The 13005-nt window shown below is 63.9% G+C and carries 13 protein-coding genes; 7 read left to right on the top strand and 6 right to left on the bottom strand.

Going from position 1 to position 13005, the window contains the following annotated elements; all coding sequences use genetic code 11:
• Window positions 1-27: 27 nt before the first annotated feature.
• Window positions 28-585, bottom strand: coding sequence for a class IV adenylate cyclase (gene cyaB / locus CP556_RS00585; protein WP_098723840.1), 558 nt, complete (start codon window positions 583-585; stop codon window positions 28-30).
• Window positions 586-673: 88 nt separating this feature from the next.
• Here cyaB and CP556_RS00590 point away from each other — a divergent pair, with 88 nt between their 5' ends.
• Both CP556_RS00590 and CP556_RS00595 read left to right on the top strand, forming a co-directional pair.
• Entirely contained in the window at window positions 674-1651 is a 978-nt protein-coding gene (locus CP556_RS00590; RefSeq protein WP_098723841.1) for an FKBP-type peptidyl-prolyl cis-trans isomerase, read from the top strand.
• Between the two features lie 105 nt (window positions 1652-1756).
• Complete coding sequence (locus tag CP556_RS00595; RefSeq protein WP_098723842.1) at window positions 1757-2752, top strand: DUF7972 family membrane protein; 996 nt, start codon at window positions 1757-1759, stop codon at window positions 2750-2752.
• A 24-nt stretch (window positions 2753-2776) separates the two neighbouring features.
• Here the strand turns inward: CP556_RS00595 and CP556_RS00600 are convergent, their stop codons facing one another.
• Window positions 2777-3403, bottom strand: a complete 627-nt coding sequence (locus CP556_RS00600; RefSeq protein ID WP_098723843.1) for an RAD55 family ATPase — start codon at window positions 3401-3403, stop codon at window positions 2777-2779.
• Window positions 3404-3632: 229 nt separating this feature from the next.
• Between CP556_RS00600 and pyrB the strand changes: the two genes are divergently transcribed.
• From pyrB to CP556_RS00620, 4 genes are all read left to right on the top strand, one after another.
• On the top strand, window positions 3633-4577 hold the full coding sequence (gene pyrB, locus CP556_RS00605; RefSeq protein ID WP_098723844.1) for an aspartate carbamoyltransferase: 945 nt from the start codon (window positions 3633-3635) through the stop codon (window positions 4575-4577).
• Window positions 4570-5058, top strand: coding sequence for an aspartate carbamoyltransferase regulatory subunit (gene pyrI, locus CP556_RS00610; protein ID WP_098727230.1), 489 nt, complete (start codon window positions 4570-4572; stop codon window positions 5056-5058). The genes pyrB and pyrI overlap by 8 nt, the downstream gene beginning before the upstream one ends.
• A gap of 327 nt (window positions 5059-5385) precedes the next feature.
• Window positions 5386-6231, top strand: coding sequence for a hypothetical protein (locus CP556_RS00615; protein WP_098723845.1), 846 nt, complete (start codon window positions 5386-5388; stop codon window positions 6229-6231).
• Between the two features lie 271 nt (window positions 6232-6502).
• Window positions 6503-7894, top strand: coding sequence for a hypothetical protein (locus CP556_RS00620; protein WP_141551608.1), 1392 nt, complete (start codon window positions 6503-6505; stop codon window positions 7892-7894).
• 156 nt (window positions 7895-8050) lie between these two features.
• Here CP556_RS00620 and CP556_RS00625 read toward each other — a convergent pair whose 3' ends face one another.
• The 4 genes from CP556_RS00625 to CP556_RS00645 form a co-directional block, all read right to left on the bottom strand.
• Entirely contained in the window at window positions 8051-8491 is a 441-nt protein-coding gene (locus tag CP556_RS00625; protein WP_098723847.1) for a hypothetical protein, read from the bottom strand.
• Window positions 8492-8605: 114 nt separating this feature from the next.
• Complete coding sequence (locus CP556_RS00630; RefSeq protein ID WP_098723848.1) at window positions 8606-9370, bottom strand: enoyl-CoA hydratase/isomerase family protein; 765 nt, start codon at window positions 9368-9370, stop codon at window positions 8606-8608.
• A gap of 175 nt (window positions 9371-9545) precedes the next feature.
• Window positions 9546-10214, bottom strand: a complete 669-nt coding sequence (locus CP556_RS00635) for a helix-turn-helix domain-containing protein (RefSeq protein ID WP_098723849.1) — start codon at window positions 10212-10214, stop codon at window positions 9546-9548.
• 710 nt (window positions 10215-10924) lie between these two features.
• Window positions 10925-11107: a hypothetical protein gene (locus CP556_RS00645; RefSeq protein ID WP_098723851.1), complete on the bottom strand. Its 183-nt coding sequence runs from the start codon at window positions 11105-11107 to the stop codon at window positions 10925-10927.
• Between the two features lie 245 nt (window positions 11108-11352).
• Between CP556_RS00645 and CP556_RS00650 the strand changes: the two genes are divergently transcribed.
• Window positions 11353-12837, top strand: a complete 1485-nt coding sequence (locus CP556_RS00650; protein WP_176548079.1) for a hypothetical protein — start codon at window positions 11353-11355, stop codon at window positions 12835-12837.
• The last annotated feature ends 168 nt before the right edge of the window (window positions 12838-13005 follow it).

Raw genomic sequence — 13005 nt, forward strand, 5'->3', positions numbered from 1 at the left:
AGAAAATGCTTGCGGGTTATGTTGCTGTCAACTGCCAGTTTCTTCGGACTCGAGCAACAGCCCGAGATACGAGGTTCTGAGCTGGTCGTCGGGATCGAGACCCAGTCGCTCGAGCACGTCGTATGCGCCCTCGAGAGCCGCCTCGAGTTCGGTCTCCTCTCCGACGTCGGTCTCGACCTCAACGTACTCGCCGATGCCGTCGACCGAATCGAGGGTGACGGTGTAGCCCTCGAGCACGAAGCGCTCTCGGCCCTTGCGAACGGTCGCGGCGGGTTCGAAGCCGAGGTTCGATAGGATCGCGTCCATCGTCTCGCGGTCCGCGACGCTCGTCTCAACCTCTTTGCGGGTCTTGGACTCGTCGTCGACGAGCGGCCCCTTGTAGGTGACGCGGGTTTCATCGGGCGCATCTTCGGGTCGTTCCGAGCGAATACGCAACGCCTCGTCGGTCTCGGCGAACTCGCGGTGGGGCGCGTCGTAGTAGGTGTCGACCTGGACGACGGCACCGCGAGGCGTCGCCTCGAGGGCCTCGAGACGGTCGCGAACGGCCTCGAGATCGGCGGGGACCTTCACTTCGACCTCGTACATGGCCGGGGGGACGGACGGCGGTCGTAAGTATCGGTCGCTCTCGCCCGAAAACGTCGTACTTAAATGTAGACGGCCGGACGTACAACGTATGACTGAGGATCAAGAGGCCGAGCTCGAGGAGCAGGCCGATGACGTCGACGAAGAAGCAGTCGAAGAAGCCGCCGACGAAGCCGAGGGGCTTCAAGAGGGCGACTTCGTCGAACTCGAGTACACCGCGTACACCGTCGAAGACGAACAGCTGGTCGACACGACCGACCCCGAGGTCGCCGAGGAAGAGGGCGTCGACCAGGAGGGCCAGGAGTTCAAACCGCGAACGATCGTCGTCGGCGAGGGTCACATCTTCGAGGCCGTCGAGGACGCGATCGTCGGCTCCGAACCCGGCGACTCCGGCACCGTGACCGTTTCAGCCGAGGACGCCTTCGGCGAGTACGATCCGGACGACGTCCAGACCGTCAGCGCCGAGAAGATCGACGAGGACGACCGCTACCCCGGTGCGAACGTCCAGATCGAGGGCGAACAGGGCTACATCAGCACGATCATCGGCGGCCGCGCCCGCGTCGACTTCAACCACCCGCTGGCCGGCGAGGACGTCGAGTACGAGTACACCGTCACCGAGAAGGTCGACGATCGCGAGCAGCAGGCCGCCGGCCTGTTCGAGATGTACCTCGGGATGGAGCCCGAACTCTGGATCGACACGGACGAAGTCGAGGAAGAAGTTCCCGTCGAGCCCGACGAGGACGCGGACGACGATGACGAACCCGCAGAGCCCGAGTTCGAGACCGAAACCGTCGAGAAGGAGACGCTCTACCTCGAGGCCACGCCCCAGATGACGATGAACCAGCAGTGGATGATGGGCAAACAGCAGATCGGTCAGGACATCATCGACAAGGTCGGCGTCGACCGCGTCATCGTCCAGGAAGTCATCGACGGTATGGGTGGCATGGGCATGGGCGGAATGATGGGCGGCATGGGCGGTATGGGCGGCGGCGACATCGAGGAAGCGCTCGAGGACGCCGACGTCGACGCCGACGAGATCGTCGAAGAGCTCGAAGGCGCGGAAGAGTAACGCAGTCTGCGGCCGCTATCCATTCTGCAGGTCACGCCACTGACAGCCCCGAACGTGCGCGTCTCGCCTTTTTCGTCCGGGGAAACGTAGGGTCGGCCGACCACGATGGACGATGCGACGAGCGACGACCGCGGGGGATCGAAATCGGGAACCGGCGTCGGGCAGCCGATACAATGGGTATTGCTCACCGGTAATCGGTTCGCGATCGCTGCCGTCCTCTCGGCCGCGCTCGGGTCGTCGTATCTGTTGTTGTCGATCAGCGGCGCTGCACCGCTGGTGGACACGCAACCGTTGTTCTACGTCTTCAGCGGACTGATATCGGGGAACTTCACCTTGATAACCGTCGTCGTCTCGATCAATCAGCTGGTGCTCTCGCGAGAGCTCCGAACCCCGGGGCAACTCGAGTCGGAGATCGAGCGGACGACCGACTTCCGCGAGGAGGTCGAAGCGGTTACGAACCGAACCGCGCCAGCCGAGCCGGCCGGGTTTCTTCGGCTCGTCGCGGAGAGCACGCGTCGAGACGCCCAGCGGCTCGGTGGGCTGTCCGTCGGCTCGGTGCCGGCGGACGCCAGAGACGAGATCGACGAGATCACGACGGAGATCACCGACGAGTTCGACCGAATCGACGCCCACATCGAGGCGTCCGCGGACGGTATCTTCAACACGCTCTCGATGATGCTCGAGACGAATTTCGCACACGAGATCCAGCGGCTCGAGTCGGTCCAGCGAACGCACGGGGAGGACATCCCCGCGACGGTGGACGAGGCGATCAGCGACGTTCGCGATCGGTTGCGGGAGATGGACATCGCCCGTCAGTACTTCAAATCGATGTACCTGCAGGTCGAACTCTCCCGGCTCTCGCGATACCTGCTCTACGCGGGCGTCCCCGCCGTCGGCACCGCCATCGCCACGCTGTTCGTCATGACCGTGGCGGCGGGTCCGCCATTCGGCGAACCGGTCCGTGTCGTCCTCTTTCCGGTGACCGTCGCAGTGGGGGTCTTCCCCCTCGCGTTGCTGTTCGCGTACATCCTGCGAACGGCGACGGTCACAGAGCGGACCGCCGCGATCACGCCGTTTACGACGCCCGAGCAAGAACCGTGAGCGAACGGGGGAACGGCGGCGCTCTTACGCGATATCGCGGCTGGTGTCGATCGCGACCTCTTCCGTCAACTCGAGTTTGATCGCTTCGGTCGGCTGGCTCCCGCCGCGGAACTTCGGGATCGTCAGGTGGTTCTCGAGTTCGGTGCCGGCGATCATGGTTCGGAGATCGAAGACGGCGTCGACGGCGTGGATGGTCCGCGATCGGTTCGACGGTTCGTCGTCTCCTTTGAGACAGTGCAAGACGGCGATGCTTCCCGTCTCGAGCATCGTGGCCTTGAGCTCGTTGAGGAAATCGATGTACTCGTCGGGATCACACCGCTCCAAGACGTCCATCGTGTCGATGATGAGGTTGGCACCGTCGGGCAGCGCGCCGATCAGTCGCGTCGCCTCCTCGAGCGGATCGTCGCTGGTGACGTGTCTGACGGTCGGGCTGCCGACGGACGACGGGGAGGACTCGATAGCGTGGCGGACGGCGTCGTCGGAGCGTTCGGTCGACAGATACAGGGTTCCCCGTGCGGCCGTGAGTTCGTAGAGGAGGAGTTCGGACTGACTGGCCGGCTCGGCGGTGTACGCGACGAGACATCCCGGCGGGAGTCCGCCGTCGAGCTTTCGATCGAGTACGTCGATTCCAGTATCTAGCCGACCGACCATACAATTATGACCAATTACTGTAGTGTCTGTATAACTCTTTGCCCTCGGGGGCCGTCCGGTCCGAAGCGCCGTGGCTGTCTCACAACCTGAGTAGAACGGAATCTGGAGAACGCCGCCACAGTAATGGCCCGCCGAAGACCGACGCGGTGGGGGTCCGACGAGAACCGACGCGGTGGGGACGATGTCGAATGGGGAGATTCAAGGGGACCGCCACAGCCTACACGAACGAATGCGCCACGATCACCTCATCACGAGCAAACAACTCTCGCGGGCGGACATCGAGACCGTTCTCGACTACGCGGCCGAGATCGACGCCGACCCGTCGGCCGTCGCGGACCGTCACGCGGGGACGGTGCTCGGCCTGCTCTTCTTCGAGCCGAGCACGCGGACGAAGATGAGCTTCGAGACCGCGATGAAGCGACTCGGCGGCGACATCGTCGACATGGGCTCGGTCGAGTCCTCGAGCGTGACGAAGGGAGAGACCCTCGCCGACACCGTCCGCGTCATCGAGGGGTACGCCGACGCGCTCGTCCTGCGCCATCCCAAGCAGGGATCGGCGACGATGGCGAGCGAGTTCGTCGACGTCCCGCTGGTGAACGCGGGCGACGGCGCGGGTCACCACCCGTCTCAGACGCTACTCGATCTCTACACGATCCGGGAGAACGCCGGGCTCGACGACCTGACCATCGGCATCATGGGCGATCTGAAGTACGGTCGGACCGTCCACTCGCTGGCCTACGCGCTGACGAACTTCGATACCCGCCAGCACTTCATCAGCCCGGAGAGCCTCCAGCTACCGCGGGAGGTCGTCTACGACCTCCACCAGCAACAGGACGGGACCGGCATTCGAGAGCACGACGCCCTCGAGGAGGTCCTGCCCTCGCTGGACGTCCTCTACGTCACGCGGATCCAGCGCGAGCGCTTCCCCGACGAGAACGAGTACCAGAAGGTCGCCGGCGAGTACCAGATCGACGCCGAGACGCTCGAGGCCGCGAGCGACGATCTGACCGTGATGCATCCGCTGCCCCGGGTCGACGAGATCGCGCCCGAGATAGACGAAACCGATCACGCGGCGTACTTCGAACAGGCGCACAACGGGGTTCCGATCCGAATGGCGCTACTGGATCTCCTGTTGAGCGACGACGCGGGAATCCGAGGTGACGGCGATGAGTAACGGTCACGACCACCACGACGGCAACGACGATCACGAGCTGCGGGTCAGCAAGATCCGCGACGGAACCGTTATCGATCACGTGCACGGGGGCCAGGCGCTGAACGTCCTCGCCATCCTCGGTATCGACGGCACCAACGGCGAGGAGGTTTCCGTCGGGATGAACGTCCCCTCGGATCGCCTCGCGCGCAAGGACATCGTCAAGGTCGAAGGTCGCGAACTGAGTCAGGACGAAGTCGATGTCCTCTCGCTGATCGCGCCCGACGCGACGATCAACATCGTCCGGGATTTCGACGTCGTGGAGAAACACCGCGTCGAACGACCCGACGTCGTCGAGAGCGTGCTCTCCTGTCCGAACCCCGGCTGTATCACGACCGGCGACGAGCCCGTCACCTCGCGGTTTTCGGTGCTCGAGGACGGCGTGCGCTGTTCGTACTGCGAGACGATCGTTCGCGACGAGATCGCATCGTTGATCGATACCTGAGACGGATTGCTGTACCGGGTTCCCGGCGCACCGATGACCGTCCTTCGGGTACGCCGATACATCGGTACACCAGACCGTCTGAGTCGACGTGGCGTTCGGCTCCGATTATCTCGGTGAGAAGACCATCCAGAATATCTAAGTATTTGCCGCCCGTATTACTCCGTGTACATGTCACGTACCGTCAAAGTCGTACTCGCCCTGTTCGTCATCGCCGTCCTCTACAAGGTCGCCTTCAGCGGCTCGTCGGACGTCGAAGTCGACTACGAACCGACCGAAGAATAGATCCGATTCCGAACGGCTTACGGGGATGGCGGCGTACTCCGAGTTATGTACGGCGTCGTCACCCGTAACGCCGAAGAAGTACGGTGGCCGGAGTTCGACCGCGGCTTCTACGAGGTCAAAGACGTGACCGGCCGGTCCGCCGAACCGATCGCCGACGGGGTGAACATGGTCTCCTGTTTCGGCGACAACGCCGCCGCCGACGCCGATCCGTCGCTGCTCCCCGTCGACGACATGGGCCGACCCGCCGACCGGGAGCGAGCGTACTTCGACTGGGCCTATATCTGTCCGTCCCGCGAGGACTACCGAGAGGGCCTGTTCGAGATCATCGACGACTGCGTCGCCGAAAACGGAGACGTCCGCCTCGACGACATCGGCTTCCCCCGCGCGGAGTACTGTCACTGCGGCGTCTGCGAGCAGGAGTTCGAGGCGAGCGAATACGATGACCGCACGGAGTGGCGGGCCAGCGTCATCACCGACTTCGTCGCGGAAGCGGTCGAGCACATCCCCGGGACGGTCTACATGACGCTCTATCCCGACCCCTACCCAGGCCACCTCTACGAGCGCGCCGGCATCGACCTCGCGGCCGTCGAGGAGTACGTCGACGAGTTCGTCGTCCCGCTGTACGACACGGCCTACGGAACGACCTACTGGCTCGAGACCATCGCGAAGGGATTTCAGAGCGCGCTCGAGACCCCGTTTAATATCGAGTTGTACGCGGTAAACGTCGATGTCGACAACCTGATTCACGCGACTGAGGTCGCCGAGGAGTACGCCAACGGGGTCTTCTTCGGCTACGAGGCGAGTAACGGACGAGCGGCCCTGCGGCGGATGCAGGCCGACGAACGCGAGGGCGTAACCCACGGCGAACCGGGCGGTGGATCGGAGTCCTGACCGCGGTCGGCGTCCACCGTCGGTCCCAAGTGACTATTACTTCCCTCTCTCGGTCGGTATCGGTGTAAAACTCGCCAGACAGCGCGTTCTCGAAACTGCTCGGCGACATCAGATCCGTCCCGCACGCGTTCAGTTTACTCGCGTTCGCCCAGATTACGAGCGGTTACGTCGCGTTCCGGACGGAACCGACGCGACCCTTTATCTGCGTCTCGGTCGCGCTCAGTCGTGACCGAGGATCACGGCGGTGACCGCGAATCCTCGGCTGACTACTATGCGACAGAATCACTCCCAGCAGTCGGCTGACACGCGGCAGACGGCGGAATCGACGATGGACCAGGGCCAGCAGGCGATGGAGCAACTGATCGAGCTGCAGCGGAACATGGCCCGCATGACGCTCAGCGCGCTCGAGTGGCAAGAGACCGCGCAGAAACAGGGCCTCGAGATGACGCGATCGATGCTGCAGAACACACCTGGCCAGCAGTTCACGGAGTCGATGATGCAGCGCTACCTGCAGGGAATGGAGGCCGTGATGCCCGAGATGGAGCAGGTCATGGAACAGGGCTTCGAGGCCGCGTCTCGACCCCAGCTGAATCAGCGAGAGCAAATGGAGGGCCAGCGAGAGCAGACGGGCGGGCAGTTCACTGACCGCGGACGGCAGGGCCAACGGGAGCGCGCTCAGCACGGGACGGGCGGCCGGATGGAATCCCAGTCGCCCCAGGCTCGAGGAAGCCAGCGGTCGACCCAGAGAATGCAGCACCAGTCGGCCGGAAGCCAGCAGACGGGGCAGTCGACGAGCGTGCAGGGAACGACGAATCGACAGGGAACGGGTCAGGCGGCCGGCCCCTCGACAGGGCGACAACAGGGGATGCAGCCGGGCCAGCAACAGGGAGGGCAACCGGCTCAACGAGACGAGATGCGGACCGTCAGTCAGCAGGGGACGAGCGACCGGTCTCAGTCTCAGCAGCCCCAGCAGTCCCAACAGTACCCACAGACCGGCGAGTGGATCTCGCCGGGGGAGTACGGCGGTGAATCGGCCGGTGCGACCGGCCCCCAGCAGCAGCCGATGACCGCCGAACCGAGCCACTCGAGACAGTCCGAGTTTCAGCAGTCCGGCGGACGGCCCCGAACGGGCGAAACGGATCGGTTGCAACGGGCACACTCGTCGGGGCAGTTCGGACGGGGACAGCAGCAAGATCGGCAGACGCAGGGACCCCGCCAGCGGACTGAAACGCAGCAACACCAGGGGGCTGAAACGCGGCAGGGACGGGAGCGGGCCCAACACGGTGGCCCGAACCAACATAGCGAACAGGGACTCCCCGACCGGGAACGCGGACAGTCGGCACAGCAACGGCAGTCGCCGATGCAGACCGGCCAGGGCCGCTTGCGAGACCAGTACTCACAGCGGATCGATCCCGACCGGCGGGGACAGGGCGAACGGCACCCCTCGACGGATCGGGGGCAGCAAGACCAGCAGGCCCAGCGCGGACGACCGTCTCCGCGAAGTTCCGAAGCGGACGCGGTCCGCGAGCCCGATCGCGGCGAACCGAACCTGACCGACGAGACCGATGAGACGACCGAAACGGATCGCTCGTCGGACCGATCCGCGCAATCGGCCGCACCCGAGGGGGACGCCGACGAGGAGCACGGTATCGATGAGGAGTAGCGAGGGCAACCGAACCCGGACTCGTCGGTGACGTGCGGCCCGAGGCGTTTCTCGAGGTGAATCGGAGTCCACGAACTCGGTTTCAGTAACGGGACGAAAAAACGAAAATCGGCTTACAGCTGGGACGGAAGATCCGAAGGAATCCGAGGAACGGTGTTATCGGGTGGTGTCGTTGCCGAGACGCTCGTCGTCGTCATCGCCGCCGAGGAGGTCGTCATCGTCGTCGTCCCGTATCACGCCCTCGTCATCGCTGCCGCTGATATCGTTTTCGTCCCGATCGATACCGCGACCGTCCGTCGTTCCAGTTCCGGTTCCGGTATTCATATCGCCGGTCCCGCCGGTCGTGTTGGCACCGGAGAGGTCTCGCTCGAGGCGGATCTCGTCGTCGGTCACGCGACCGATCGCCTCTTCTTGCAGCGGGTACGTATCTTCACCGCTATCGCCCCAACCGAGCGTCGCCTTGATCGAATCTGTGATTCCGGGATCCGGTTCGACGTGGGCCGTACCGTGTTGAACATCGACGATCATTCCGACCTCGTCACCGTCCGCGTTGACGACGGACTTGCCAACGTCGTCGTCGGTAATCTGTGGGGACATTGCGCTTTGACGAAGGATAGATTTGCGCAAGGTCGTGGTGCTTGCGGGCGCTTGCGACCGGACGCGTTGCGGGTTGCGAGACGGCTGGTCGGGACGAATGCGAGTCCGGTTCGATTACTCGAACTCCGGGTCCCGATCCTCGAGAAAGGCGGTCACGCCCTCCTCGTGAGCGCCCGACGTCCGGGCCTGGGCCTGCAGCAAGTTCTCGTAATCCAGCGCGTCGTCCCACGACCGACCCAGGTTCTCGTGCATCGCCTGTTTCATCATCCCGATCGTGGCCGTGGGGCCGTTCGCGAGCCCGTCGACCGTCTCTGCGACCCGGTCGTCGAGTTCCGTGGCGGGGACCGCCTCGTTAACCAGTTCGAGGTCGGCCGCGCGTTCGGCGTCGAAGAACTCGCCGGTGAACGCGAGTTTCTTCGCGGCTCGAAGTCCCACGATGTGGGGGAGCATGACGGTCCCGCCGGTGTCGGGGAGCAGGCCGACCCTGACGAACGCACACGAGAACGTCGCGTCGGCGGCGGCGTAGGCGATATCCGCGAGCGCGACGATCGAGAGCCCAGCGCCGATGGCGTCGCCGTTGACCTTCGCGACGATCGGGACCGGACACTCGAGCATCGCCTCGACGACGCGGCCGAAGGTCTCGGTGACCTCCTCGTAGGCGTCCGCAGACGATCCGGGCGTCTCCGCCAGCGACTCGAGGTCGCCACCCGCGCTGAAGGCGTCGCCCGCGCCGGTGATGACGATCACGTCCTCGGTCTCCGGAGTGGCCCCTTCGATCGCGTCAGCCAGTTCGTCCGCGGTCTCCGTCGTGAGCGCGTTGAGCGCGTCTGGACGGTCGAACGTCAGTCGCAACACGCCGTCGTCGCTGTCTATCTTCATGCCGTACGTGTCGAGTGCGAGGATAGTAATGGTAGGTGGTCTCCGCGCGAGTCTTCGTCAATGCTGTGCGCGCCTCGAGGTGCGTATTCACCTCGTGGGCCACTCTCCGTCGGTCGCCAGCCGGTGAAAAACATCGAGTCGGACGTCGGACGGGGTCGTCTGGAAACGAACGTGCTCAGTTCGTCGGAATCGCCGGTGCGGCGGTGTCCTCTTCGGTCACGTTGAGTTCGGACGTGACGAGCGCGCGGTAGGCGCGGCGCAGGCGCTCGGAAAGCGCCTGATGGGAGATTCCCAGTTCCTCGGACAGTTCCTGCATCGAGACCTCGCGCGGGATCTCGAAGTAGCCGTGATCGATCGCCGCGACCAGCGTCTCGTACTGGCGGGCCGTCAGACCACACTGGGAGTGGCTTTCCTCGGCCAGATCGAAGAGTCGGACGATCGTCGGCGTCACATCGTTGTCGTCGAGACGATCGTACAGCGAACTGACGCTCTCGCGGTCGACTACGCGGACGCTGAGCAGCCACGTGCCGTTGGACGCCGAGGCGCTCAGTACCGTTCCGTCCTCTTCGAGAACGATTTCGAAGGGGTCGACGGTGTCGGGTTCGAACTCGATGTCGTAGAGCCAGCGGTCCTCGTCGCTACTGATCTGGGAGTGATTTCCGATCGCCCCCGCCTCGTCGAGTGCGTCCTCGACCTCCGACTGTGATGGGCCGGAGAGCCAGAGGCCGTGGCCGCTCGAGGCGATCACTCGCTCCATCTCGCACGTGAGTGAGGGAACGGACTCGAACAGCTCGCCGGTTCCGGTTCCGTCTGCCGGAATCTCGATGTCTGCGATAGATGTCATGAGTCTCACCCGTGAATAGCACGAGGACATCCATAACCCCACTTCCAAAGCACTTAGAGGAGATTAGAGTGACTATCACTCTGTATGACTGGTTCGCGAACTGAGAAACGCGACAGTGTCGCAGAGACGGCGGATTACTACGTCAGGCCGTTCCGACCAGCAGTTGGACGGTGACGGTGACCGCGATCGTGACCAGAGCGAGCGCGATCGGAACATCGCACCGACCTCGCTCGCGAGTACCGAGACGCGGATTTACGGCACCCTGATTCGTGGCGTGTACGCAACCATCAGCACACCGAACTCGCCGATCGTCCGCCCCAACGGCAAACCCACGTCAGAACGATCCCGGCGGCGATGGGGTTGCGCGCGAGCGGTGACGACGAGAAACGGTGGGACAACGACCGGCTGAGCCATGACGGATGGGGCAACGAATGTCCGGCCAGAACGGCGCTGACCTGACTGCCCGTGGTGAGCACCGCTCGACGGGTTCTCGGAGCCGACCCGAACCGATCGTCGTGGCTGGACAAACGCCCCGTTCGATCACCCGCTCTGTTGGCATTGCTGTTCGAACCGACGAGTCGCTTCGTCAGGATGTAGTAACAACTGCAACTATTCACACTGATCGCACAGTCCGCGGTTCTCGCTCGCGGTGCTCGCTCCGAACCGCGCTACTGTCGTGCGAGCAGGTGTGGAGTGACTTGCAGTGGCTCCTATAGTTCGATGCAGATCCGGTCGACCGCCAGGCCGTCGGCGACGGCTTCGGCGTCGGACTCGAGACGAACGCTCGCGCGACCGGTTCGACCGAACGCAAGTCCCTCGCGTGACGGTGTCGGCGGACGGAGTTTCTCGAGCGCACGGTGTGCATCGTCTCCTCCGTCGGTCGTTCGGGACACAGCGACGATCCTCCGGGCGAGCGAAACTGTTTCGCCTGTCGAGTCAGTCTGTGCAATCGCTTAATTCGGTGCTAAGGACTCGAGCGGTCGGCGCGCCTATTCCGTTCGTATCCGCTCGAGAGCCCGTCAGGAACGGCCCTGGCGATCGTTCGTTCATTTCAACGGGTTCGGATTGAATTACCTCGATTATACGTAATAGTCCCCGTTTCCGATGGGGAGTCGTGACTTCAAACGACTCACGAACTATGCGGTTCGGTCGGCGATCGTATCTAAAAGGCTGTGTCGTCGGACTCGGTTCGACGCTCTCAGTTGCCGGGGTGGCGGGAGCACAGAGCGAGGAACAGAACGAACAGCAATACGGAGATGTCATCGACGTGGTCGAGGCCGGCGCGGACGACGAGGGCGACGAGTCTATCACGCCCGTTTTGCGTGAACACGTCGACGACGACACGCTCCTCACATTCCCGCCGGGGCGGTACTACATGGACGAGCAACTGCGGTTCACCGGGTTCGAAAACGTCGGATTCGTCGGTGAGGACGCGACGCTAGTCCCGGCGACCTACCACGAGTTCGACGGCCCGCAGTATCGCCTGTTCCGGATGGGAACGAGCAACACCCCCGGACGGGAGCTCCGCTTCGAGGGATTCGACATCGACCAGACGGCGTCGGACACGGGGATCCGCGTCCTCAGTGCTGTGGTCGAGGACGGTCTCGTCGTGCGGAACGTCTTCATCCGCGGCGTCCACGACAGCGGGACGTGGGGGCCGGGGTGGTTCGACATCACCGACCCCGACGGGCGCGGTCTCGTCGAACGCTTCTGTGCGGCCGACGGCGGCCTTCACGTCGACGATACGCCGAACGCGGGGAACATGTGGCGCGGACCGACCGGTATCGGGGTCGACCCAAATCATCGCGGAACGCTCGTCTTCGACGACTGCGTGCTCGGCGGCTTTCCGGGCACCGGACTGTACGCCTCGAACGAAACCGGTCGAATCGACGTCGACGGCGGCCGGTTCCGAAACAGCGGGACCGCCTCGATCCGCCTCGGTGGTGCGACGGGCACGATCAGGGACGCGACCATCGTCGTCGACGAGAATCCGCACGACTCGAACGGTCAGCACGCGATTCGGCTCGATCACGGGGACCAGTTCGCTATCGAAGGCATCAGTATCGACATCCCCCAACCGAACGGCGACGCGATCAGGATCATGAACGGCGTCGACACCACCTCGATCGTGAACTCGGAGATTTCCGTCGCCGACGGGTTGAGCAACGGTATTCGGATCGACCCCGAGGCGGGAGCGACGGCGATCCAGGACGTCGACATCGAGATCGACGGGAGCGCAAACGCGGTTCAGATCCACGGGCAGGACGCCGGAGCGGTCGACCTGCAAGACGTTCGAATCACCGGCGACGCGGACGGTTCGACGATGCGCCACGCGATCCTCTGTAAGCGAAACGGCTGTCGGTTCGACGGACTCTCGGTCGAACAGCACGGCCCCAACAAGCGACGCGGCATCGAGTTGCGGGGCGACGACGCGACCGTCGTCGACTCGGCGTTCACGACGACGCACACGCCGATCGTCGTCCACGGTGCGGATGCCGTCACGATCGAGAACTCTTATGCCGACTCCGTGGATGATGTGAGCTCCCTGACTATCATCAGCGACTCCGGTTCCGTCTCCCTCGCGAACAACGAGTTCCCCGACGGGGTTCGAGACACTCGGTAAGGCAGTGGGGGCGTCGAATCAGACACGGCGCGATTCGTTTCAGGCTCGAGCGTTCGGAGGATTTTTGCACCGACGCTGTCGGAGATCCGTCTCCGCCTCGATTCAGGATCGGTTTTGCCACTTGCGAATTTGCTCGCGGCGAGAAGCGGGCCGGGCGCGATTATGAAC

Origin of the sequence: Natrinema sp. CBA1119 (assembly GCF_002572525.1) — an archaeon.
GTDB lineage: Archaea > Halobacteriota > Halobacteria > Halobacteriales > Natrialbaceae > Natrinema.